At 58.2% G+C, this 24504-nt stretch carries 21 protein-coding genes; 7 read left to right on the forward strand and 14 right to left on the reverse strand.

Features of this window, described 5'->3' with window-relative positions; genetic code table 11:
- Positions 1 to 68: 68 nt before the first annotated feature.
- Together ACQY5R_RS01680 and recA are read right to left on the reverse strand one after the other, a co-directional pair.
- Positions 69 to 545: a regulatory protein RecX gene (locus ACQY5R_RS01680; RefSeq protein WP_428603733.1), complete on the reverse strand. Its 477-nt coding sequence runs from the start codon at positions 543 to 545 to the stop codon at positions 69 to 71.
- A gap of 4 nt (positions 546 to 549) precedes the next feature.
- Complete coding sequence (recA, locus tag ACQY5R_RS01685) at positions 550 to 1584, reverse strand: recombinase RecA (protein WP_428603735.1); 1035 nt, start codon at positions 1582 to 1584, stop codon at positions 550 to 552.
- A gap of 281 nt (positions 1585 to 1865) precedes the next feature.
- Between recA and ACQY5R_RS01690 the strand changes: the two genes are divergently transcribed.
- Positions 1866 to 3167: a DUF3422 family protein gene (locus ACQY5R_RS01690; protein WP_428603737.1), complete on the forward strand. Its 1302-nt coding sequence runs from the start codon at positions 1866 to 1868 to the stop codon at positions 3165 to 3167.
- A 79-nt stretch (positions 3168 to 3246) separates the two neighbouring features.
- Here the strand turns inward: ACQY5R_RS01690 and pncC are convergent, their stop codons facing one another.
- Entirely contained in the window at positions 3247 to 3729 is a 483-nt protein-coding gene (gene pncC / locus ACQY5R_RS01695) for a nicotinamide-nucleotide amidase (protein WP_428603739.1), read from the reverse strand.
- 128 nt (positions 3730 to 3857) lie between these two features.
- Between pncC and ACQY5R_RS01700 the strand changes: the two genes are divergently transcribed.
- Together ACQY5R_RS01700 and mutS are read left to right on the forward strand one after the other, a co-directional pair.
- The gene (locus ACQY5R_RS01700) at positions 3858 to 4130 is read left to right on the forward strand and encodes a cupin domain-containing protein (RefSeq protein WP_428603741.1); all 273 of its coding nucleotides are present in this window, start codon (positions 3858 to 3860) and stop codon (positions 4128 to 4130) included.
- 30 nt (positions 4131 to 4160) lie between these two features.
- A complete protein-coding gene (gene mutS, locus ACQY5R_RS01705; RefSeq protein ID WP_428603743.1) occupies positions 4161 to 6725 on the forward strand; it encodes a DNA mismatch repair protein MutS in 2565 nt (854 codons plus the stop codon).
- Here mutS and ACQY5R_RS01710 read toward each other — a convergent pair.
- The 7 genes from ACQY5R_RS01710 to xerD all read right to left on the reverse strand — a co-directional run bounded on the left by ACQY5R_RS01710 (position 6698) and on the right by xerD (position 12682).
- The gene (locus tag ACQY5R_RS01710; protein WP_428603745.1) at positions 6698 to 7576 is read right to left on the reverse strand and encodes a methylated-DNA--[protein]-cysteine S-methyltransferase; all 879 of its coding nucleotides are present in this window, start codon (positions 7574 to 7576) and stop codon (positions 6698 to 6700) included. The two genes, mutS and ACQY5R_RS01710, sit on opposite strands and share 28 nt — an antisense overlap.
- The gene (locus ACQY5R_RS01715; RefSeq protein WP_428603747.1) at positions 7569 to 8462 is read right to left on the reverse strand and encodes a DMT family transporter; all 894 of its coding nucleotides are present in this window, start codon (positions 8460 to 8462) and stop codon (positions 7569 to 7571) included. The genes ACQY5R_RS01710 and ACQY5R_RS01715 overlap by 8 nt, the downstream gene beginning before the upstream one ends.
- 321 nt (positions 8463 to 8783) lie before the next feature.
- A complete protein-coding gene (locus ACQY5R_RS01720; RefSeq protein ID WP_428603749.1) occupies positions 8784 to 9446 on the reverse strand; it encodes an FHA domain-containing protein in 663 nt (220 codons plus the stop codon).
- Positions 9447 to 9483: 37 nt separating this feature from the next.
- Entirely contained in the window at positions 9484 to 10233 is a 750-nt protein-coding gene (locus tag ACQY5R_RS01725; protein WP_428603751.1) for a Stp1/IreP family PP2C-type Ser/Thr phosphatase, read from the reverse strand.
- 203 nt (positions 10234 to 10436) lie between these two features.
- Entirely contained in the window at positions 10437 to 11183 is a 747-nt protein-coding gene (locus ACQY5R_RS01730; RefSeq protein ID WP_428603753.1) for a DsbC family protein, read from the reverse strand.
- A 15-nt stretch (positions 11184 to 11198) separates the two neighbouring features.
- Positions 11199 to 11681 (reverse strand): YajQ family cyclic di-GMP-binding protein, encoded by a 483-nt coding sequence (locus tag ACQY5R_RS01735; protein ID WP_428603755.1) that lies wholly within the window; start codon positions 11679 to 11681, stop codon positions 11199 to 11201.
- A gap of 98 nt (positions 11682 to 11779) precedes the next feature.
- The gene (xerD, locus tag ACQY5R_RS01740; RefSeq protein WP_428603757.1) at positions 11780 to 12682 is read right to left on the reverse strand and encodes a site-specific tyrosine recombinase XerD; all 903 of its coding nucleotides are present in this window, start codon (positions 12680 to 12682) and stop codon (positions 11780 to 11782) included.
- Between the two features lie 185 nt (positions 12683 to 12867).
- Between xerD and hemH the strand changes: the two genes are divergently transcribed.
- Together hemH and ACQY5R_RS01750 are read left to right on the forward strand one after the other, a co-directional pair.
- Positions 12868 to 13887: a ferrochelatase gene (gene hemH / locus ACQY5R_RS01745; RefSeq protein WP_428603759.1), complete on the forward strand. Its 1020-nt coding sequence runs from the start codon at positions 12868 to 12870 to the stop codon at positions 13885 to 13887.
- A gap of 151 nt (positions 13888 to 14038) precedes the next feature.
- Positions 14039 to 15217 (forward strand): methyl-accepting chemotaxis protein, encoded by a 1179-nt coding sequence (locus ACQY5R_RS01750; protein WP_428603761.1) that lies wholly within the window; start codon positions 14039 to 14041, stop codon positions 15215 to 15217.
- Between the two features lie 86 nt (positions 15218 to 15303).
- Here the strand turns inward: ACQY5R_RS01750 and ACQY5R_RS01755 are convergent, their stop codons facing one another.
- The 4 genes from ACQY5R_RS01755 to ACQY5R_RS01770 all read right to left on the reverse strand — a co-directional run bounded on the left by ACQY5R_RS01755 (position 15304) and on the right by ACQY5R_RS01770 (position 19653).
- Positions 15304 to 16575, reverse strand: coding sequence for an NAD(P)/FAD-dependent oxidoreductase (locus ACQY5R_RS01755; protein WP_428603763.1), 1272 nt, complete (start codon positions 16573 to 16575; stop codon positions 15304 to 15306).
- A gap of 171 nt (positions 16576 to 16746) precedes the next feature.
- Complete coding sequence (locus ACQY5R_RS01760) at positions 16747 to 17292, reverse strand: hemerythrin domain-containing protein (protein ID WP_428603765.1); 546 nt, start codon at positions 17290 to 17292, stop codon at positions 16747 to 16749.
- A gap of 216 nt (positions 17293 to 17508) precedes the next feature.
- Positions 17509 to 19254 carry a potassium channel family protein gene (locus tag ACQY5R_RS01765; protein ID WP_428603767.1) on the reverse strand — a complete coding sequence of 582 codons (1746 nt, stop codon included), beginning with the start codon at positions 19252 to 19254 and terminating at the stop codon, positions 17509 to 17511.
- Positions 19255 to 19269: 15 nt separating this feature from the next.
- Positions 19270 to 19653 carry a DUF6394 family protein gene (locus ACQY5R_RS01770; protein ID WP_428603769.1) on the reverse strand — a complete coding sequence of 128 codons (384 nt, stop codon included), beginning with the start codon at positions 19651 to 19653 and terminating at the stop codon, positions 19270 to 19272.
- 408 nt (positions 19654 to 20061) lie between these two features.
- Here ACQY5R_RS01770 and ACQY5R_RS01775 point away from each other — a divergent pair, with 408 nt between their 5' ends.
- On the forward strand, positions 20062 to 23031 hold the full coding sequence (locus tag ACQY5R_RS01775; protein WP_428603771.1) for an ATP-binding protein: 2970 nt from the start codon (positions 20062 to 20064) through the stop codon (positions 23029 to 23031).
- Complete coding sequence (locus ACQY5R_RS01780; RefSeq protein WP_428603773.1) at positions 23009 to 24364, forward strand: sigma-54-dependent transcriptional regulator; 1356 nt, start codon at positions 23009 to 23011, stop codon at positions 24362 to 24364. The genes ACQY5R_RS01775 and ACQY5R_RS01780 overlap by 23 nt, the downstream gene beginning before the upstream one ends.
- The last annotated feature ends 140 nt before the right edge of the window (positions 24365 to 24504 follow it).

Genomic DNA, 24504 nt, shown 5'->3' on the forward strand with positions numbered 1-24504 from the left:
GCCACGCCAACCGGTGATAAGTTCGGCCGTTTTGAATAATAAGACGCGACCAGGCCGTTGACGCGCGTTTAAAGCAGCTCGGCAGAGTCGCTCCAGAGAAAATCGCGAATCAACTCACTGGGAAAACCGCGATACTCGAGGAAACGGGCACGCTTGGCCCGTTCCTTAAAATCCGCCGGTAGGGTATCGCCGAACTTGCGACGGCAGCAAGCCTGGAGCAGCACTTGCCATTCACTGTCGCGGGGGTCTGTCTGGGGATCGATCAAAGTGGAGGCCACCCCCCTCTCCTGCAACTCTTGTCTGATCCTGACGGGGCCGAAGCCCTTCTGCTTGCGACCCGTGACATACTGCTCGACAAAACGGGCATCACTCTGATAGCCACGCAGTTCCAAGCCATCCAGCACCTGCTCCAGCAGCGTCGGCTCATCGCATCTGGATTGCAGTTTCCGGCGTAGCTCGACGCGGCTATGCTCCCGAATGGTGAGCAGGCGGATAGCCGCCTGCTCCAACTCTTCCCGCTGCCGCCGCGCCTGCTCGGGTTCCACCGACTCAGGCCTCGATGTCGGCCTCAACCACATCCGATTTTATCTCGGGTTTGGGAAAGGCTTGCTGACGGATCTGATCTTCCAGGTGCTGGGCTATATCGGCATTCTCCTTAAGGAAATTACGCACGTTATCCTTGCCCTGACCGATGCGGTCACCGTTATAGCTGTACCAGGCGCCGGATTTTTCTACCAGCCCATACTGGACACCCAGGTCGATCAATTCACCCTCACGGGAGATACCTTCACCATACAGAATTTCAAAATTCACCTGTTTGAAAGGTGGTGCCACCTTGTTCTTCACCACCTTAACCTTGGTCTCGTTGCCGACCACCTCGTCTCCTTTCTTGATGGCACCGGTGCGGCGAATATCCAGCCGGACCGACGAATAGAACTTCAGTGCATTACCGCCGGTGGTGGTTTCCGGATTACCGAACATGACACCGATCTTCATGCGGATCTGATTGATAAAAATCACCACGCAGTTGGAGCGTTTGATATTCGCCGTGAGCTTGCGCAGTGCCTGGGACATCAGGCGCGCCTGCAGGCCGACGTGGGTGTCGCCCATGTCGCCGTCGATCTCGGCCTTGGGGGTCAGGGCCGCCACCGAATCGACCACCACGACATCCACCGCACCGGAGCGCACCAACATGTCGGTGATCTCCAGCGCCTGTTCACCGGTGTCCGGCTGGGAAACCAGCAACTCATCCACCTTAACGCCCAGCTTCTCGGCATACTGGGGGTCCAGCGCATGCTCGGCATCAACGAAGGCCGCCGTGCCGCCCTGTTTCTGCGCCTCCGCCACCACGTGCAAGGTTAGGGTGGTTTTGCCTGAAGACTCCGGACCGTAAATTTCGACAATGCGCCCTTTAGGTACGCCCCCGACACCCAGTGCGATATCCAGATTAAGCGATCCGGTGGAGATCACTTCGATATTCCTGATAGCCGTACCATCACCCATGCGCATGACTGCACCCTTGCCGAACTGTTTCTCGATTTGACTCAGTGCGGCACCCAAAGCCTTCTTGCGATTTTCGTCCATTGTTTCCCCCGGTTGAAGAATTGCGGCATCCCGCCGCCCATTAAGTTCTCTTGATGTTCTCCATTATTGCACAGCCACAGGCTCAAGTCATGAGTCAGTTAAAAAAAATTTTGCCTTGATCGAGAATCCGGCTATTCAAGCCCAAAACGGGACCTTGAACCCGGCCGGCACATCCCACCGTCATCCTGTCGCCACAGGCTTGTATCGTTCATTTGGAGCATTACAGTTCACAGCAGCACCCTGTATCATTCAGGCTTCATGATTCAAACAGGAAATCGCGCATGTTATCAGGAGAGACCGCCGGCATCGCCCACTACCCACTCCGCAGTCAGCTGGCCGGCGAAGTTCACGCCCGTCCCTATGAGCAGCTGACCGCGCCGGTCCAGGCAAGCCATCTGGCGGTTCTCTCAGACGAGAGCCTGCTGGCGCAAGAGCGTGAAATGATCGCCGCCCTGTGCGAACGGTTCCAGGTGGCCCCTCCGGCACCGAATGCCCGCCACCATAGTGCCGATATGGGGCTGTTTCGCTTGAAATGGGAGCGCCACAGCGAATTCTCCAGCTACACCTTCTTCCACACAGCCCCGTTCGACCAGCCGTTCCAGGAGACCGCCATCAGCCGGGTACCGCCGGACTGGCTGGAACAGCTGCCGGGACAACTGCTGACGGCGGTGCATCTGGCGCTGGCCCCCAAAGAGTACCCGAAACAGGAGATCGAAGAGTTGGCAACCCTGTTCGCCAGCAATACTGTAACCGGTTCAGTGGTAGCCGGCGGGGCGGCCGAAGTGTGGACCGATTTTCATATCCACGCCGACGGTTTTAGCCGCTTTCTAATCCAGGACAATCACCTGCGCAGCCGCCAGGCCGGTCGCTTGCTGCAGCGTCTTTACGAGGTGGAACAGTACCGCCTGCTGGCCCTGCTCGCCTTTCCGTTGGCCCAGCAATACGGCCAGCAACTCGGTCAACTCGACCAGGCACTGAACGACCTGACCAGCGAAATCGTCGATATTGACAATCTGGAAGATGAACACCGCGCCCTGGAGCAGCTCACCGGTCTGGCGGCACAGGTAGAACAGATTGCCGCCAGCACCAGTTACCGCTTCAGCGCTTCCAGCGCCTATTACGACATCATCCTGCAACGCCTGGCAGAACTGCGTGAGGAGCGGATTCAGGGAGTACAGATGCTGCACGAATTCATGCAGCGCCGCCTGGCGCCGGCCATGCACACCTGCCGCTCGGTGGAACAGCGCATTCAGGGACTGGCGACCCGGGTGGCCCGCGCCTCCAACCTGCTGCGCACCCGGGTCGATGTCAGCATGGAGGGACAGAGCAAAGACCTGCTGCGCTCCATGGATCGTCGCGCCTACCTGCAACTGCGTATGCAGGAGACGGTGGAGGGTCTGTCGGTGGTGGTGCTCAGCTACTACCTGCTGGGCCTGGTGGGCTATGGCCTAAAGGGGCTCAAATCAGCGGGAATCGGTATCAATGTGGAGTTGGGGACCGGCATTGCCATCCCGCTGGTACTGACAGCGGTATTCTTTGGCGTGCGACGCTTGAAGCGGTTGGCGGGACATACGAACGACTGATTCAAGCCCCCCTGTCCACTTGGTAAGGGTAGGCACGTTGTTTGTGCCCACGCGAATACGATTCGGACAGGGGCACCTGCTACAAAAGCGCCAACACACCCTGCAGGGCCACCACGACCGCCTGCCGCCGCACCGCCTCCCGGTCACCGTCAAACAGGTGACAGTCGCTAACCAGCTCGCCGCCGCGAACCTGCCAGGCGAACCAAACCGTGCCCACCGGCTTCTCCGGCGTACCCCCGCCGGGCCCGGCAATGCCACTGACCGACAGCGCCAGATCGGCCGGGCTCTTGGCTAGCACACCGGCCGCCATCTCCCGCACCACCGCTTCACTGACCGCACCATGGATCGCCAGCGTCTCACCGCTGACCCCCAGCATCTCCTGCTTGGCCTGATTGCTGTAGGTCACGAAGCCCCGGTCGAACCACAGGCTGCTGCCGGCGATATCGGTCAGCACCTTGGCGATCCAACCGCCGGTACAGGACTCGGCGGTAGCCAGCGTTGAGTGGGCGGCCAACAGGCGCTGCGCCAATGCCTGGGCAGATTGTTCCAACTCCGTATTCATAGCGCAGAGTATCTTGTTTCGCCTTGGCCGGCGCAAGTCGAACGGCACTTCCTCGCAGATCGGGCCTGACCATACAGACGATTTCGGCTACACTGTGCGACCCTGAAGCATCAACCCGGAAGCTGTCCATGCAAATCCTTTGTGAGCACAAGGCGTCGCCCGCCAAACTGGAAATCCTCGGTGTATTTGAGTGGCCCATCTGGGAAAAAGAGATCTCCGAATTTCCCTGGCAGTACGACCGTACCGAGGTGTGTTATTTTCTGCGCGGTCAGGTTGAAGTAACGCCGGATGGCGGTGAACCACAGACCTTCGGGCGCGGCGACCTGGTTACCTTTCCGGCCGGCCTCTCCTGTACCTGGAAGATCCTCAAACCCGTCGAGAAGCACTACAACTTCGAGTAATCCATTCCAACCCACACCCAACCGAGACCGATGAGCAATACAGCCAGCCCCGCCCACACACCAATGATGCAGCAGTACCTGCGCATCAAGGCCGATTATCCGGATATGCTGGTGTTCTACCGTATGGGGGATTTCTACGAACTGTTCTATGGCGACGCCGAGCGGGCCGCACGGTTACTCAACATCACCCTGACCAAGCGTGGACAGTCGGCCGGGCAGCCGATTCCCATGGCCGGCATCCCTTACCATGCCGCCGAAGGTTACCTGGCCAAACTGGTCAAACAGGGGGAATCGGTAGCGATCTGCGAACAGGTGGGCGACCCGGCCACCAGCAAGGGGCCGGTCGAACGCAAAGTACAGCGCATCGTCACCCCCGGCACCGTCACCGACGATGCCCTGCTGGAGGAGCGCCGCGATAACTTGCTGGCCGCGCTGATACAGCAAATCGACCGTTTCGGTCTCGCCACCCTTGACCTCAGTAGCGGGCGCTTCGTGGTGCAGCAGTTGGACGGTAGCGAAGCGCTGGCTGGTGAACTGGAAAGGTTGCACCCGGCTGAACTGCTGCTGATGGAGGATTATGCCCTGCCGGAAGGAATCACCGCCCCGGGCGGCACCACCCGTCGCCCCGCCTGGCACTTCGATCGTGACAGCGCCGAGCAGCTATTAACCCGCCAGTTCGGCACCCGTGACCTGGGGGGATTTGGCTGCGCCGACCTGCCGCTGGCGATCGGCGCCGCCGGCTGCCTGCTGCAGTATGTCAAGGATACCCAGCAGAGTGCCTTACCCCATCTCCGCGGACTCTCGGTGGAGCGCCGCGAAGAGGCCATCATTATCGATGCCGCCACCCGGCGTAACCTGGAGCTGGACAACAGCCTCAGCGGCCAGACCCAGCATACGTTGGCGGGAATACTGGACCGGACCAGCACAGCCATGGGCAGCCGTCTGTTGCGGCGCTGGATTAACCGTCCGCTACGGGATATGACCCAGGTCCGGGAACGCCACGACGCCATCGGCCTGCTGCTGAAACAGCAGGCGTTTCCCGCCCTGCAGGAGTGCCTCAAGGGCATTGGCGATATCGAACGCATCCTCGCCCGGGTGGCATTGAAGAGCGCCCGACCGCGGGATCTGGCGACCCTGCGCGACTCGCTCCATCAGTTGCCGTCACTGCAATCCCGGCTGGCCACCCTGGAGACCCCGCTGCTGCAGCGGCTGGCGCAGGAGTGCGGTACCCATCCCGACACCGTCGACCTGCTGCAGCGCGCCATTATCGAACAACCGCCCATGTTGATCCGGGATGGCGGGGTATTGGCCGAAGGCTATGATGCGGAACTGGATGAACTGCGCAACCTGTCGCAGAACGCCGATCAGTTTCTGTTGGACCTGGAGGGCCGGGAGAAGGCGCGCACCGGTATCGCCAACCTGAAGGTGAGCTATAACCGGGTGCACGGCTACTACATTGAGATCAGCCGCAGTAAATCGGATGAAGTACCGGATGACTATGTGCGTCGCCAAACCCTGAAGGGCAGCGAACGCTTCATCACCCCGGAACTGAAAAAGTTCGAGGATCAAGTGCTATCGGCGCGGGAACGCTCCCTGTCCCGGGAAAAGATGCTCTACGAAGCGCTGCTGGAGACCCTGCAGGCCGTCATCGCCCCACTGCAGCAGTGTGCCGCCGCACTGGCCGCACTGGATGTGATCGGCAACTTCGCCGAGCGGGCCGAAAACCTGCGACTCAATCCGCCCGTACTCGATGACAACCCCGGCATCCAGATTGAAAATGGCCGGCATCCGGTCGTGGAACGGGTCAGTGACGCGCCGTTCGTGGCCAACAGTGTCGAGTTCAGTGACCTGCGGCGTATCCTCATCATCACCGGCCCCAATATGGGCGGTAAATCCACCTACATGCGTCAGACGGCTTTGATCGTGTTACTCGCCTATGCCGGCAGTTTTGTCCCGGCGGACGAAGCACACATCGGTCCGGTGGACCGGATCTTTTCCCGTATCGGCGCCTCGGACGACTTGGCTGGCGGCCGCTCCACCTTCATGGTGGAGATGGAAGAGACCGCCAACATCCTGCACAACGCCACGGAAAACAGTCTGGTGCTGATGGATGAGATCGGCCGCGGGACCAGCACCTTCGACGGCCTGTCGCTGGCCTGGGCCTGCGCCGTGGAACTGGCCACCCGCATTCGCGCCTTCACCCTGTTCGCCACCCACTATTTCGAACTCACCACCCTGCCGGAAGAGTACCCTGGCATTGCCAATGTGCACCTGGATGCGGTCGAGCACGGAGAGTCGATCGTCTTCCTGCACGCGGTGCGCGAAGGTCCTGCCAATCAGAGTTACGGTCTGCAGGTAGCGGCCCTGGCCGGCGTTCCGCGCCCCATCATCAAACGGGCCGCCCAGCGGTTACGGGAACTGGAGCTATCGGCCCAGCGCCACACCGACCAGCACGCCAGCCAGCTCTCCCTGTTCGCCGCCGAACCGGAATTGATATCCCCGGTACTGGAAGCGCTGGAACAACTAAACCCGGACGAGCTGACCCCCCGTGAAGCACTGGACGCGCTCTATCGGCTGAAATCGCTGAGTGAGTGAAGCGCGTCCCGATGGGCCGCCTCCCACCCCTGCATGATCAACTTGCGCTCACTGCCCCAGCGGTACTGCCCCGGTTCACCGGTTTCACGAATCACCCGGTGACAGGGAATCAGATAACCGATCCGGTTGCCGGCCAGGGCCGACCCGACTGCCCGCGCCGCGCCGGGTGAACCCGCCAGGGCCGCCAATCGTGAATAGGAGACCAACTCCCCGGCGGCGACCCGCAGCAACGCTTCCCACACCTTGATCTGGAAGTTGGTACCCCGCAGCACCAGATGCAACGTGCCCGGCCGCGGTTGGCGCGGAAAGATCTGCGCCGCCAATCGGCCTGCCTGCGTGGCATCCTGTCGCAGGCGGGCCTCGGGCCAGAACCCGGCCAGTTCTTCCTCGAAACGGCTCTCCGGCTCATCGTGAAAAGCCAAGTGGCAAATCCCATGCGGCGTCCAACCGATCAGCGCCATGCCGAACGGGCTCTCACTCCAACCGTAACCGATCTCAAGTCCCGCTCCCCGAGCCTTGATCTGTCCGGGAGTCATCGCCTCGCAACTGATCATCAGGTCGTGCAAGCGCCCCGGACCCGAGAGTCCCGCCTCCAGGCTGGCATCCAGCAGCGATTGGGACTCCTGCAAGACTTGCCGGGCCCGTTCCTTGGTCAGGTATTGCAGAAACCGTTTTGGCGAGACACCGGCCCAGCGGCTGAACAGACGCTGGAAATGGTACTCGCTCAATCCCACCTCGGCGGCCACCTCGGCCAGCGACGGTTGCCGCCGGGCATGCGACTGCAGATAACGAATCGCCCGGGCGACGCGCGAATACTGAAGCGACCCTTCACTGTCAGGGGATTCAGGCATGTTGACCGACCTTCGAAAGAAATAGCTGGCGCGGTGAGAAGCCGGTCACCAGGGCCGTGCCGACAATCACCACCAGCGATCCGGCCAAGGTGTACCAGCCGACCACCTCATCCAGAAACAGGTGTCCCCAGAACACCCCGAACATGGGGATCAGGAAAGTGACCGTCAGGGCCGATGGCGCACCCAAATCCTGGATCAGGCGGAAATAGAGCAGGTAAGCGATACCGCTACAGAGAATCCCCAAGGCCACGACCGAGGCGATCACCGATCCATCCGGTGTGCCGGACATGGGGAAAAACGGCACCACCGGCAACAGCAACAACGTGGCGGCCCACATGCTGCCGTGGGCGTTACTAAAGGCATCGACCGTCCGGGCCGTGCGGGCATAGGTGGAGGCAATGCCGTAACAGAAGGCCGCCCCCAGTGCCGCGCAGATCGCCAGCGGCGCACCGGGACGCCAGGCCACGCTGTCGAACCCCACCAACAGGGCAACCCCGACAATCCCCAACAGCAGACCGGTCAGCGTCTTGGCAGCGAGCGGGGAGCGGGTCCACAGCGCCACAATTACCGCGCCCCAGATTGGCGCCGTGGCATTCAGTATCGACAACAGCGACGCGGAAAGCGTCTGGGCGGCGTAGCTGAACAGCAAAAATGGCAACGCCGAATTGAAGAGCCCCAGTACCAGATAATGCCGCCAATGGGCCGCAGCTTGCAGACGCTTACGCAGATGCCAACCCACCAGCGCCAGAAACAGCGCGGCCAACCCGACTCGCCACTCCACCAGCCAGGCGGCTCCCAACACCGGTGCGCCGATGCGCATAAACAGAAACGAGCCACCCCAGATCGCCGCCAAGCTGAAGAGACGTACAAAACTGGCACTATCCATATCAAGACTCCTATCGGGGAAAATGAGCCGACAAAAAATGGGGCCGGAACTGGCCGTGATTAACGGTTACCCCGGATAATTCGCGAAGGATTCAGGTTAAGGCAACTATAGATACGACGACCCGGTGAGGCCACCCGATTCTTGCTATTGCACAGGAACGTCGGCTGTTGCCATTTGGGAAGGTAGTGGGAGATGCCGTCTGATCGACCTGTATACCAGGATAGGAGATGGGAACAGGATACGCTCAACAGCGGTGAGCGGCCCTGGCGGGGTGAACCGCCGGGCAGACAAGGCGACGTAAGGTGGAACGAACAGCCACCGCTATTTGGTGGCGAAGGAGATCTCCGCCATGAACTCTCCCACCTCGACCACATCGCCCTCTTGCAGCTGCACGCCACCTTTGGAGTCGATCTCCTTGTCATTGATGCGGGGGAAACTGGAACCGCCAATATGCAGCAGATAGAAACCCTGGGGGCGGCGGGCGATTACCGCCACATTTTCCCCCGGTTTCCCAATCGTATAGAGGGAGCGGTCGATCTTTTCCAGGTTGCCTTTGTTCGGGCCGCGGAAGAAACGTAGGGTGGCACTCTTGGGCAACAGTTTTCTTACCGGCTTGGCCTGGCTGGCACGGGCGGCCGCCACTGCCTCCGGTTGAATCACCACCGTCTTGTCCAAGTCAGCCTCTTCTTCCTCGGGCGCCTCGGCCACCATATCCAGCAGGAAGCTGCCGATGACCAACTGGTCGCCCGCTTTGAGTACATGCTTGGTGATGGTCCGCCCGTTCAGCTGGGTGCCGTTGGTGCTACCCAGGTCCTCGATATAGAGATCGGTATAGATTCGCTTTATCGTAGCGTGATGTCGACTCACCGAAGGATCGTTCAGCTGCAGATCGGACTCCGTGTCCCGACCGATTGTGAATACCTGTTTATCAATCGGCATCTCATCAACCAGCACATCATCTTTCTTAATAACCAGCTTTTCCATCGTTACTCCCGACCCAGTTTCTCTGGCCGCATTCACATTAAGGTTGTGGGTTTACCAGTGCCAGTGACACATTATCCAGACCGCCATTGTCCAGTGCCATTTGCAACAACCGATCGGCGGCCTCTTGCAGACGTCCGTCCGCTTGTCTCAATATATCTCGCATTTCCGGATCAGCGACCATATTGCTGAGGCCGTCCGAACAGAGTAGATACAGATCACCCGCTTCGACCCTGGAGACGCCCACGTCCACTTCCACCGCATCATGGATACCCAGCCCACGAATTAGGATATTGCCCTTGACGCCGGCATCCAGCGCCTCCTGTATCGTGTCGAACATCCCTTCATCCACCAGTGCCTGTACCATGGAGTGGTCGCGCGTCAACTGCTCCAGTTCTCCACGACGAAAACGGTATAGCCGTGAGTCACCCACATGCCCAAAGTGCACCCGATTATCGCAAAACAGCGCCATGACCACGGTGGTAGCCATACCCTGGTAGGCCGGCTCGGCCTGCATCGTGTCGAGGATCATCTCATTGGCCGCTTCGACCGCCGGACCGATCAACTCTGCCGCCGGCACCATCTCATCGTCAGTATAGAGCGGCAACAAATTGGCGGTAATGGTTTCTACCGCCAGTTCACTGGCCACTTCACCTGCATTATAGCCTCCCATCCCATCGGCTAAAATAACCAGTCCGTATGCCTCAAGCGCCGCCACACTGTCCTCATTGATCTCGCGGACCCGACCGGTATCGGTGCAGGTGACAGCGCTGATGGGCATTACTTTCATATTTGTTTACTGATCCTGACCCGGTCGGTTCAGATCACCCTCGCAGTGTGGCACTGTCTTTCCATGACCGTGGTATCGGCAGCTTTTCTATCAGACTTGAATCTTCAGCTACCAGCGCGGAATAATCTGTAAACGACTGCACATTTCTGCAAGCTGGCCATCCGAACGATTCCAGGTCGTCCGGATCAGCCAGGCAAACGGTATCACGGCTGTTGCAAGCGCTGCATTTTGTCCAGGACTTCAGAGAGCCGTTCCGCCGAGACATAACCCGGCAACATATCCCCGTTATCCAGTACCAGTACCGGCGCACCGGAGACGCCCATGCGCCCCGCCAACTGCCAGTGCTGCTGTACCGGATTCGGGCAGGAAGGGGAATCGATCGGCTCGCCGGCCATCGCCCGTTCCAGTGCCGCCCGCCTATCGGGGGCACACCATACCGCTACCGCCTTGTTAAACGAATGACTCTCCAGCCCGGCCCGCGGAAAAAACAGGTAACGGACGCGGATGCCACGACGGGCGTACTGCTCGATCTCCTGATGCAGTTTTCGGCTGTAGGCACTGTCGATATCGGTAAATACAGTGATGGTGTGTTTGGCCTGTTCCTTCGGTTCGAAGATCAGCATATTCTGTTCACCAATCGCATCAATAGCCGCCACAGTCACCGCGTTGAGACGGGGATTGGTGAGGTTTTTTTGCTGCTCCAGATCGATAATTTCACCCTCGATCAGATAACGGCCATCGCCGGTCACGTAGACCAGGCGCGTCCCCACCACCACCTCGAACAGGTTGGGTATCGGCGTGTGCCGGATGCTTTCCGGAAGCACTTCCGGCAGTAGCAGGGCCAGGCTTTTTCGCACTTGGTCGATCTGTTCCGCTTCGCTCACGGAAGCAGCCACGCCGCTCATAACCGATAACAGCAAGACCAGGATCAGCCATCGACACCGCTGCATCCGCATCCCCTCGACTCAGTCCCGGAAATTGATATATTTTAGGGGCAGGTCGAAGTCTTCCTGCTTGAACAGCGCAATAACCTGTTGTAGATCATCACGATTCTTGCCCGTCACGCGCACCTGATCGCCCTGTATCTGCGCCTGCACCTTGAGTTTGCTCCCCTTGATCTTCTTCACCATCTTGCGGGCCGTGTCGGTTTCGATGCCCTGTTTAATCAACACCTTCTGGGTAGCCGCATTCAGCGTGGTCTCCGGATCCTTGATATCCATGCAGGCGATATCGACCTTCCTCTTGACCATTTTCTGCCGCAGGATATCCATCATCTGCTGAAGCTGAAACTCCTGCTCACCTTTCAATGTGACCTCGGCATCCTTCAATTCGAAACTACACTTGGTTCCCTTGAAATCAAAGCGAGTAGACACTTCGCGCTTGGCCTGATCGACGGCATTGCGAACCTCCTGGATATCCACTTCGGAGACGATGTCAAATGATGGCACGGGTTTCACTCCTCTATACTCGGTTTCGGGTCGGATAAGGCTACCATATTGCCCGCCGTCAAGCGCGGCCCAACAGATGATCCCCCATGGACCTTCCTTCAGGCACGGGGGTGATGCTGCTGATGCATACTCTTCAGGCGTTCACGGGCTACATGGGTATAGATCTGGGTAGTGGAGAGATCACTGTGTCCCAACAGCATTTGCACCACCCGCAGGTCGGCGCCATGATTCAACAGGTGGGTGGCAAAGGCGTGGCGCAGGGTGTGGGGTGAAAGGTGTTTGTTGATACCCGCCGTGACAGCGTGTTTCTTGATCCGGTACCAAAACGCCTGCCGGGTCATGGCCGCCCCGCGTCGAGTGGGGAACACGTCGTCACTGGGCCGCTCATGTAAAAGTTCATGGCGAGCCGAACGGATGAAACGGGTTAGCCACTCCACCGCCTCGTCGCCCAGGGGAACCAGCCGCTCCTTGCCCCCCTTGCCCATCACCTTGACCAACCCCTGATTCAGGCTAAGTTGGGAGAACTGTAGACCGACCAATTCGGAAACGCGCAGGCCGGTGGCGTAGAGCAACTCCAGCATGGCACGGTCCCGCATCCCTTCGGCATCGTCAATCTCCGGCGCCTCCAACAGCGCTTCCACCTCTTGTTCGGTCAGCGACTTGGGCAAGGGACGTCCCAGTTTCGGGGAATCGATCTGCGCCGAAGGGTCCAACCGAACCCACCCCTCTCGCAACGCGTGTTGATAGAACTGGCGGAGACAGGAGAGCATACGCGCCGAGGAGCGCGCCTTTTTGCCCGCCACCGCCCGTGCCGCCAAATACGCCAGCAGGTCATCCTGGCTCGCCTGCAACAGGTTGGTATGACGCTGACGGATCAGCCACTCCGCCAGCTTGACCAGGTCGGACTGGTAGGCAGACAGGGTATTGCGGCTGAGCCCACGCTCCATCCACAACGCATCGGCAAAACGCTCAATGATCGCGCTGTCCGCTGCTTCCACCATAGCCACTCATCCACCTATGTCTCACGCCGGTTAAATTCGCCCCCCAGACAACGGAAGTCCCGGGCGGTGCCGTCATCATACACCGAGCGGCGGCACGCCGCCCTTATCACCGGGTCGGGCATTGCGCCTCACCGGTAGAATAGGGGATCATAGGCCGAACTTATGTCAGCCACCCGAAGCAGCACATGCGATTTCACGGACCCGCTCCCGATAACCGAACCCCTCCCTGCACCGGTATCCTGATCACCAACCTGGGAACACCTGACTCCCCCTCGGTCACCGATGTCAGGCGTTACCTGAAAGCGTTTCTCAGCGACCCCCGGGTCGTGGAGATTCCCCGTTTGATCTGGTGGCTGATACTGAACGGCGTCATTCTGCGTATCCGACCAAAACGCTCCGCCGAAGCCTATCGCAAAGTCTGGACAGATCAAGGATCTCCCCTCCTGGTCATCTCCAGGGCGATCGCCGACGCGCTGCAGCAGCGTCTTGATGAAAGGCTGGAGAGCCCAGCCAAGGTCGTGCTGGCCATGCGCTATGGCTCTCCCTCAATTGAGGATGGGCTGGAAACCCTGCGCCAAGCCAATGCACAACGTATCCTGGTGCTGCCGCTCTACCCGCAGTATTCGGCCACCACCACCGCCTCCACCTTCGACGAAATCAGCCGTATCTTAAGGCGCTGGCGCTGGTTACCCGAGCTACGCTTTATCAACCGCTATCCGGATGATCCGGGCTATATCCATGCTCTGGCAGAGAGCGTACAGCAATTTACCCAGACCGAAGGTGAGTGCGACCGCCTGTTGCTCTCGTTTCACGGCATTCCCCAAACCTATGCCGATCAAGGCGACCCCTATGCGGATGAGTGCCGGCTTACAGCTGAGCGATTGGCGGCCGCCCTGGCACTTAAACCGGAACAGTGGGCAATCACCTTCCAGTCACGGGTCGGCCGGCAGGCGTGGCTAAAACCTTATACCGATGAAACCCTGAAACAGTGGGGTGCCAAGGGCGTGAAACGGGTCCATGTTATCTGCCCCGGCTTTCCGGCCGACTGCCTGGAAACACTGGAGGAGATCGGGGAAGAAAACCGGGAATACTATCTCGCTGCTGGTGGACAAACTTACCGTTACATACCGGCACTGAATGACAGACCGACGCATATCGATGCCCTCACCGGTCTGGTGACCAAACATCTCTGGCGGCACCCCTAACCAAACCGGCCCGGTGCAATCTGTTGGTCGTCCGAACCGCAACAGCCACCTACACTTATCACATCAATAAGAAATACTTATATTAATGACCATAAAGATCAAGGAGGTATTGCCGCTATTCAGTTACCCAATAACAATCAGGTAATTGTCTATGAAGCCAAGTATTCTGCGCACACTTCTCATGGCCTATTTGGGCTTTGGCTTGGCAATGGGACTGCTCTTTCCCCTCTATGCGCAGTTTTTTGTGGAATGGAAGCCCGGCATGCAGCTCTGGTTCAACATCGGTTGCCTGATTGCCGGCCTGACCATCGGCATAGCTAATTACTGGGTTTGCAAGCAAGTATTGCTGCGGCGCCTGAAACGGATTTCCGAAGTCGCCCAAGCGATCAGCAACAACGATATCAGCCACCAATGCACCATGGTGAGCCATGATCTGATCGGCGAAATCATCAACAGCTTCAACCTGATGTCCACCAACCTGCGCAACATGATCGGCCGCATCGGCCACTCCACCAACGCCTTGGATGAGAATATCCACCAGCTTGCTGAAATCGCCAATCAGGCCCGGGAGCAGGCGGCCCAACAGAAGGAAGAGACCCATCAGTCGGTCCAGGCGATTGACGAGATCAGCGGCACCATTCACCAAGTTTCGGATATGGCCATTGAAGCGGCCAACTCCACCGAACAGGCCGACCAGCACGCCAAAGAGGGTACCCTGATTGCCACCGAGGCGATCGGCTCCATCTCGGCGTTAATCACGGATATGAACAAAGCGGGTGAAGTGATCGGACAACTGGATGAGAAAAGTGCCAGTATCGGTATCGTCATGGATGTCATCCGCAACATCGCCGAGCAGACCAACCTGTTGGCACTGAATGCCGCCATCGAAGCCGCCCGTGCCGGCGAACAGGGGCGCGGATTTGCCGTGGTGGCCGATGAGGTACGCACCCTGGCAACCCGCACCCAGGAATCCACCGAAGAGATTGAAAAAATCATCGGCCAACTGCAGACAGGTTCACGTTCGGCCGTGAACGTGATGGAGAACGCCCGTAACCGCGCCATGCAGACAGAAGAGCATTTCGAGCGGGCGGCGGAACTGCTGGCAGAGATCGCCGGTACTATCTCCTCGGTCAACCAGATCAGCAACAGCTTGTCCACGGCCGCCACATCCCAGAACACCCTGATCGTCACGGTAAAAGAGCACATGGGACGTATCGATGACGCCTCCCACAGCACCTCCCAAGGTGCACAGCTGGTCGCCAACTCCAGCACCAACCTGAGTCATCAGGCACATGAGTTGAAACAGTTGCTGGAGCAGTTCCAGCACTGATTCACCAATTTCCCGACCAGGTGATCACTTCGCGGCACAAAAAAAGCCCGGCTAATCGCCGGGCTTTCTGTTTCGGTTGGTGACCGTTATTTCAACTTGCCGATACCCAACATCTTCAGGATGTACTTCTCGTAGATCGGCTCGGATGTGCCCTTCTTCATCTTGCGGATGAAATACTTCTCGAAGGCGATCTTGGCCATGTGCACCCATTTGCCCTTCTTGAACCAGGCTACGTTGCGCGGCGGGATCTGCGGCAGAGCCACAAAGGCGGCACCGGTATCACCCATATCGGCCAGGCAGATGGCGTTCCAGGTAGCATTGGTCGACAACTCACGTCCCGCCAATTCATCGGCGATGTTATGCACGATCGCCGTAACCATGGACTCAATCATATAACCGGTCTTGGGGGCTCCGGTCGGTACGGCTGTCGCCTCAACCGGCGGAATGGCGATACAGACGCCCGCCGAGTAGATATTCGGATAAGTCGGATTACGCTGATGGCTATCGACAAAAACGAAACCGCGGGGGTTACAGAGCCCCTCCACGTTGGCGACCGCATCCACACCCTTGAACGACGGCAGCATCATGGAGTATTTAAACTCCAGTTCATGGGTCTTCACCAGATGGCCACCGTCATCATACTGCTCGACGTGCATCTTGCCTTCTTCAACCTTGGTGACCTTGGCGTTGGTAATCCAGTTGATGTGGTGCGCGCGAAGATCAGACTCCAGGAACCCCTTGGAATCGCCTACACCACCCAATCCGAGGTGACCGATATAGGGCTCGGAGGTTACGTAGGTCATGGGTACCTTGTCGCGAATCTTGCGCTTACGCAGATCGGCATCCATGATGAATGAAAACTCATAAGCTGGCCCGAAACAGCTGGCAAACGGCATGGCACCGATGATGACATGTCCGGGATCATCCAACAGCTTCTGGTAAGCATCATAGGCGGTCAGTGCATGATCCACCGTACAGATGGACTGGGTGTTTCCGATAGCCGGCCCGGCGCCTTCCACCTCTTCAAAGAACAGCTTGGGGCCGGTGGCGATCACCAGGTAGTCATAGCTGACTACCTCGCCATCTTCCATCTCAAGAGTATTGTTTACCGCATCAATCTTGCTGCAGCGTTTGGCGATAAAGCCGATGTTTTTACGTTCCAGGTGAGGACGAATGTCAAAGGTCACGCTGGCGCGGTCGCGCCAACCCACCGCCACCCAGGGATTGGAAGGGGTAAACTGGAACTCCTCCCGCTCATTAATTACCGTGACCTGATGCTCTTTGCCCAGTGCCTCTTTCAATTCATAGGCGCAGGGCATACCCCCTGTACCTGCCCCCAATACAACGATATGAGCCATACTCTCTTCCTCCCAAGGAACGTCGCTGTTAACAATGATCTATACATGCCCAGCCGGCACTGAATCAATCGGTTTCTACTCCTGAATCCTACGGTGATTTCTTTATTAATACACGCCGTCATCCTGACTGGCCTTACACGACATCCACCTGTGTCGTGCAAGGCCACACCTCTATTCGACCTTACTCAGATACTCAAACAGAGTCTGAAAACGGATTTTATCCGGCTTATCGAACACCGGGTCCGCATGATTGGGGGACTGTTCAACAATCTGATCCCAATCCTTCTCCTGCAGTACTTGCTCCAGCAGTGGAAACGCCTCCTGCTCTTCCAGCGCCAGATGTAGGCGCTGCAGCGCGATAAACTCCCTGCCCTGCACCTCCAGCTCTTCCCGCGGCATCACCCCGCCCTGATAGATATTCTCCAGGGAGTTGCGAAAGGTACGGGTCAAATGCGCCAGTTCCTGATGCTGCTGCATCAGGCGATCCATTAGATCAGCCTTTTCACCAGCCAGAGGCTTCGCCACCGTAAACATGGCATTCTCCAGCGGGTGGTGCGCCTGATCGGCGTAGGCCTCCATGTACTCCAGCAGTTCAATCTTAAGATCGAAGTCGGACTCACGTCCTGCCAGAAAGTGATCCAGCTGAGCCGTCAACAGATCGAGAATTTTCTCCAGATTCCTATGATCTTTATGTAGTTTTTCCAATAGATAATGCATGGGATGCCTCCATATAACAAGCTAAGAATCCAGTGATTTGGGTATAAGCATATTTTTTGCTATCCCATAAAATTCGTGTCAGCTCCGCGTAGACGAACCGCTCTTCAGAGCATGCTAACGCTTTTCAGCCGGTTCATCCGGGGCCAGGCTAGACCTTCATCCTAACCGATCTTGGGCCATTGCACCTCACTGAAATAATTTCAGCTCGGCCCCCCATCAACCACCATTATCCTTACTTGCCACCTGCTGACCCGTTAGCGTTACACGGCTTTTCAGTCCCAGTTTTCGCCAAATCCAACCGCCCGAGGTTACCTCTCCGGTCAGAATATAATTCAGCGCATGGGTATTCTGCAGACACCACTCCATGCGGTCGCGTGCCTGGCGGCGCCCGCAAAACAGCAACCGATCACCTAATCTGACCCCTTCACTACCTTCAGGCAGCATCAGACTTGTCCCTCCGCGTTTCAACAGCAAGCAGATGACGGGAAGTGTATTCTCTCGCGTGACCGGATCTGCCAACAAATGGCTGAGGATGACTTTCCGACCGCTATCAAGCGCCTCACAGACCGCCAGGGAACCTTCGCTATCCAGCAACACCTCCCAGATAGCAGGGGGATGGTAACCGACCAACTGACCGATGCGCTTAACCAGACTCTGCGCCCAAGCATCGTCTTGGTGCAGCGCCAGACTGGTGAACTGATACAACAAGGGGGTACCGAGTAATACCCGGATACGATTGGCGATGATAGCACTCGGATGCATCACCATATCGGCGTTTACCGCATCGACAATCGACTGATTCTCCTTATGATTTTGCCGCAGAATCACAAACAGCTCCGGCCTGAGCTCCCGCGCGGTCATGATGATCGAAAGGTTGTTGGCATCGTTATCGGTACCGGCAACCAAACCGACTGCCTGATCGATGCCCGCTTCATGCAAAGTCTTCGCCTCGGTCCCGCGCCCCAGTACGAAGCCCGATTCCGGCATGCCGGTCATCCCCGGCATCGATTCGATCACCATCGGTTCGATCCCTTCGCTCTTCAGACGATGACAGACTGCCCGTCCGAAACGACCATATCCGCAAACAATCCACCGTCCTTTGGCAGGAGGGTTGACCGGCACCTCCCAGTCAACGCCCCGGCCACCGGTCAGCCAGTGGTGTAACAGATATATCCCCGGCGCCTGCAGGGCGGTGGCCAAATGTTTGGCGAAGGTATCAAACGGATTGATGATGTAGTCGGTGCCGAACGAAGCCATGTTCTCTTCCACATCATGGGAATCGGACCGACAAATTACCTTGATCTCAGGATGCAGCAACTTACTGGTGATCGCGACCTTGAGATTTACCTCATTGTCATTGGTCAGCGCCACCACCCCCTTACAGCGCGCATGCTTCAGACCGGCCTCCAACAGATAACGGGGGCGCGCCGCATCGCCATGCAGGGCCGGTATAAAGCGGCGCAGATTCTCCAACTGCAGCATGCTGATCCGGTCGGGGTCGATATCGATCACAACCACTGACCGGTCCCGTTCGGTCAAGGCGTAAGCCAGTGCGCCGCCGGTCTCCCCGTAACCGCAAATCAGGTAAAAATCCTCCCGTATGCGGCGTATCCGGCGGGCAAATGCACGCTCCGTCAGCGCCTGCTGAAAGGCTTTGTCCTGCACCAGGGAGAGCAGCGTACCGAGAGCATAGATCCAGACCACCACCGTGGCGTAGAGGGAAAAGGTGACCCAGAGACGTTGCGCATCGGTGAAGGGATAAGGGATTTCGCCAAAACCGATGGTGGTAGCCATAAAGCTGACGAAATAAAAGGCATGAAAAAAATCCATCCGCCAAGGATTACCGACAGCATCCTGTCCGGGAATCAGCGTCAGGCCCAGTACGGCAATGGCATAGGTCATCACCAACGTCAGCAGTGGCTGACGCATACGGCGAAAGATGAGGAAAAAGATGCTATGCATAGTCGCCAGCCGGGATTAACGCCGCAGCATCACTGTCTCGATTACCAGTAGTATCACGGAAATCACATTGGCCAGCATGGCCCCGCCCGACAGGGAGACGATACTCGCCATCATGGCCGGCGTCAGGCCGATACCTGAGGCATGCTCGGCCACTGCCCAGATCAGCGCCGCCGCCAGCAGTTGCAGTACCGCCACCAGGCTGGTGGCCAGCAACACCGCCCCCATCTGGGTTCGGTCTCCGAACTTGAGCAGGGTAGCGATCAAATTGACCACCACCACGGCAAACAGCTCATAAACGTGGTGGTGATCAGGGTTGTCGATCTCACCTACAAAAAAGCCGAAATTCAGCGTCAGCGCCAACACAATAAAAAAGCCAAAAACCACCTTTTCAGGATTCATCGATCACCCTCTTTTTCTCTCCGATTATCCAGACCTTGGTTATCAAACCTCAAGGCACGGAAGCAAAGCCCTACCCGATCATACGACCTGTATTCAGTTGTACCAAGTCCCATGTTGGAATTGACTCATCCGGCGATATTGCCGAGGACTCGGGAGACCGGCAGCACGCGCCAACCAGCCAAGTTGTTACTATTGGTAACAACTGGTACTCTTGCCGCATGCAAAGCCATCCCGACCCGATTCGGTTAAGAGAGAGTGCGCTGTTACTGGCGCTTTTCGCCCTATTTCTCTTCGCCTCGCCCCTAACCGCTTGGTGGGCGGACGACCGGGCTCATTGGCTCATGCCCTATGCCCTGTGGCTATGCGTTATTCTGCTGGGGGCTTGGTTACGCTGGCGCTATCCACACCATGACTTATGACCTGGAGATCCTGTTCGGGGCCAGCCTGTTCTATCTACTGCTGCTCTTCTTCGTCGCCTACGTCACCGACAGCGGACTGGTACCCGATCGATGGACCGATAACGCCCCGGTCTACGTCCTTTCACTGGGGGTTTACGCCACCTCCTGGACCTACTACGGCAGTGTCGGCTTCGCCGAGAGCGAGGGCTACCAGTTTCTGACCGTCTACCTCGGGGTGACCATCGCATTCATCCTGAGTCCGGTATTGCTGCAACCGTTGCTGCGGCTGACCCGGGAATACCAGCTCACCTCGCTGGCCGACCTGCTCGCGTTCCGCTACCGCAGTCAGTGGGGCGGGGTACTGGTGACTCTGTTCATGCTGCTCGGCTCGCTGCCCTATATCGCCCTGCAGATCCGTGCCGTCACCAGCTCCATCCAGGTGCTGACGCACGACGAAATCCCGCAACTGCTGGCTCTCGGTTTCTGCGGCATGCTGACGCTGTTCTCCATCCTGTTCGGTGCCCGTCACATCTCACCCCGTGAAAAGCACCGGGGCTTGGTGGCCGCCATCGCTTTCGAGTCCCTGGTCAAGATCATCGCCATGCTGATGGTGGGATTTTTCGCCATCTTCGGCGTCTTCTCCGGCCCCGAATCGATTAACCAGTATCTGGCCGAACATCCCGAGGCGCTGCAAAAACTCTATGAACCGGTGCGGGAAGGCCCCTGGACCACCCTGCTGTTCCTCTCCTTCTGCGCCGCGTTCCTGTTGCCAAGACAGTTCCATATGACTTTCACGGAAAACCTGTCGATCCGCTCCCTGGCAACCGCGAGTTGGGCATTCCCGCTGTTTCTACTGTTGCTGAATCTCTCCATACCACCCATCCTGTGGGCCGGTGAGTATCTGCAGTTGAACATGGACGCCGACTATTATGTGCTCGGCATTACCCTCAGCAAAGGTCCAGCCTGGTTGCCGATCGTAGCCTTTATCGGCGGCGTTTCGGCTGCCAGCGCCATGGTCATCGTCTCCACTCTGGCACTCTCCTCCATGTGCCTGAACCACCTGTTGCTGCCAGCCAGTTACCCGGATCCCAAGGTAGACCTGTATCGCTGGCTGCTGTGGGGCCGGCGCCTGCTGATTGGCTTGATCATCTTTGCCGGCTACATCTTCTACGAGGTGCTGGAACACAATCAGGGGCTGGTGCAGTTGGGACTGATCTCGTTTGTGGCGGTGGCCCAGTTTTTCCCCGGCATCATCGGACTGCTTTACTGGCGTCGAGCTACCCGCGAAGGGTTTATCGTCGGCCTGCTCGGGGGAATCACCATATGGATCATCACCCTGTTGCTGCCGCTGCTGGAGAAATCAGGCTTTCTCACCACCGGTATCGACCTGCCGGCCATGCAGGACACCTCCGGACTGGATCCCTGGCAGTTCTCCACTTTCTGGTCCCTAGCCTGCAACGGCTTGCTGTTCGCCATCATCTCACTGATGACCCGCCAATCACCGGAAGAGGAAGAGACCGCCTTTGCCTGCCGTAGCGAAGTGGCGATTATGGCCCCATTGTCCGGCACTCTGACCGCGGCCTCCCCTACCCAGTTTGCCGAGGGGCTGGCCGTGATGTTGGGGCAGGAGGCAGCCGAGATGGAGGTCAACCAGGCACTGGACGATCTGCAGCTGGAACGCACCGAGACCCGCCCGCGTGAGTTGAAGCGGCTCAGGCAACGCATTGAGCGCAACCTGTCGGGCCTGCTGGGCCCGGCCATGGCACACATGATCATCAACCAGCAGCTCAAGATCGATGCCGATGCCAAGACCGCCCTGGCCGATTCGATCCGTCATATGGAAGAGCGCATGGAGCAGTCCCGCAGCAAACTGAAGGGGTTGACCGCCGACCTGGATGCGCTGCGCCGCTATCATCGACAGATCCTGCTGGACCTGCCCCTCGGCGTGTGTGCGGTGGATCCGGACCATACGGTGGTCACCTGGAACCTGGCCCTGGAGGTAATGAGCGGCGTACCCAGTAACGAAGCTACCGGCCGCAAGCTCTCCACCTTAACCCAACCTTGGGGTGAATTGCTGGCCGGTTTCGCGCTGGCCCAGGATGAACATATTCATCACATGGAAGTGCCGATCAACAACCGCCCACACTGGTTCAACCTGCACAAAGCGGCCATTCTTGATCCCGACCTGCCACGCTACCAAACCGGACCGCGCAGCGGTCTGGTGCTGTTGCTGGAAGACCTCACCGATCTGGAGACCCTGGAGGCGGAACTGGCCCACAGCGACCGTCTCGCCTCCATCGGTAAGCTGGCGGCCGGCGTGGCCCACGAAATCGGCAACCCGGTCTCCGGCATCGCATCACTGGCTCAGAACCTGCTCGAAGAGCGAGACGAACAGACCACCGAAGAGAGCATCGAGGCGATCCTGCAACAGACCAAAAGGATCAGCAGTATCGTGCACTCCCTCATGAGTTACAGCCGTAGCGGGCGCATCGGCCTCAACTTCGAGACCTGCAACCTGAATGAGATCATGGAGGAGGCGATTCAGCTGGTAGGGCTGACACGTGCCGGCAAACACGTAGACTTCAGCAACAGTTGCCCGACCGAGCTGAGCATAAAAGGCGATCGCCAACGACTGGCCCAAGTCATGGTGAACCTATTGACCAACGCCTGTGACGCCTCCAAACCGGGTGACCGGGTGGAGATTTTCGCGTTTGCATCTAACGACCAGATACAGATCGAAGTGATGGACCAGGGTGAAGGCATACCTGAAGAGGTCCGGGAAGAGATCTTCGAGCCCTTCTTTACCACCAAGGATGCCGGAAAGGGAACCGGCCTGGGACTGCCCATGGTGGGAAAAATCATCGACGAACACAATGGCAGCATTGAGATCGACTCGGCACCGGGTATCGGCACCCGGGTCATTATCCAACTGCCCAAACACACGGACCCAAAGCATCATGAGTCAGATACTGGTTATTGAAGATGAGTCGGTCATTCGCTCGGCAGTGGATCGACTGCTGACCCGCCGCGGTTACAAAGTTAAAACAGCCGAATCGGTTGAAGAGGCGGAACAAAAATTTGATTTAAAGAGTTTCAATCTGATTCTTACCGATGTGCGGCTACCCGGCGTACCCGGTACCGAAGTGATCAATCGCGCCCCCGGCGTGCCGGTGCTGATCATGACCAGCTATGCCAGCGTGCGCTCAGCGGTGGATTCCATGAAACAAGGCGCTATCGACTACATCGCCAAACCGTTCGACCACGACGAACTGGTGATGCTGATCGAACGTACCTTGAAACAGGAGAAGCTGGGGCGCAAAACCGAAGTGCTGAAATCGGATCTGGATAAATCCTACCCGGTGGACGGCATGGTCGGTAAGTGCCCGGCCATGCAGGAGGTATGCCGCCGGGTCACCAAGGTCGCTCCGACGGATACCACCGTGCTGATCCTCGGCGAATCCGGTACCGGTAAGGAGTTGGTGGCTCGCGCCCTGCACGAACAGAGTCTGCGCAAGGATGCCCCGATCGTCACCGTCAATTGCGCTGCCATTCCCGAAACATTGATCGAATCGGAGCTGTTCGGACACGAAAAAGGGGCTTTCACCGGGGCCGACACCTCCCGTACCGGACTGATCGAGGCCGCTGAAGGAGGCACCCTGTTTCTGGATGAGATCGGTGAACTGCCCCTCGCCGCCCAGGCCCGCCTATTGCGGGTATTGCAGAACGGCGAGATCCGCCGGGTCGGCTCCGAACAATCCCGGCTGGTGGACGTCCGGCTAATTGCCGCCACCCATCGAGACCTGAAGCAGCGTGTCCAGGAAGGTGAATTCCGCAGTGATCTCTATTTCCGTCTGCGGGTGGTGGAACTCAATTTGCCGCCGCTACGGGAGCGCGGCCATGATGTGGTGGAACTGGCGGTCTTCCTGCTGGAGAAGACCCGCAAACAGCTAAACCGGCCGCCCATGACCCTGAATCAGGCCGCCATGGACACGATCACCACCTACGGTTGGCCAGGCAACGTGCGGGAGCTGGAAAATGCCCTGGAACGGGCGGTAATTCTGTGCGAGGAAGAGGTCATCACGCCGGACTTGCTGGCCATCGAGAGCGCGCACGCCACCTCCAGCCAGTCGAACTCAGCCCCCCCGAGTAGCGGCGATTTGTCGCTGGAAGAGTATTTTCGGCAATTTGTCCTGGAGAATCAGGAACAGATGACTGAAACCGAACTGGCAAAACGCCTGGGTATCAGCCGCAAAGCGTTATGGGAGCGTCGACAGCGTTTCGGCATCCCCAGGAACAAGAAGGGCAGTCACTGAAACAAAGCTTGAGAAGGTTTTACGCCAATGTTACGGAACCACACAGACTTGTCACGATTAGTAACAGAAAGCGGTAACAAGAAGCAGACGAAATTCGCCAACCCATTGAGCCGAATAGCTTTATTAACCGGCACATTTCT

The sequence above is a fragment of the Sedimenticola sp. genome, from assembly GCF_050289425.1.
Classification (GTDB): Bacteria; Pseudomonadota; Gammaproteobacteria; order Chromatiales; family Chromatiaceae; genus Sedimenticola.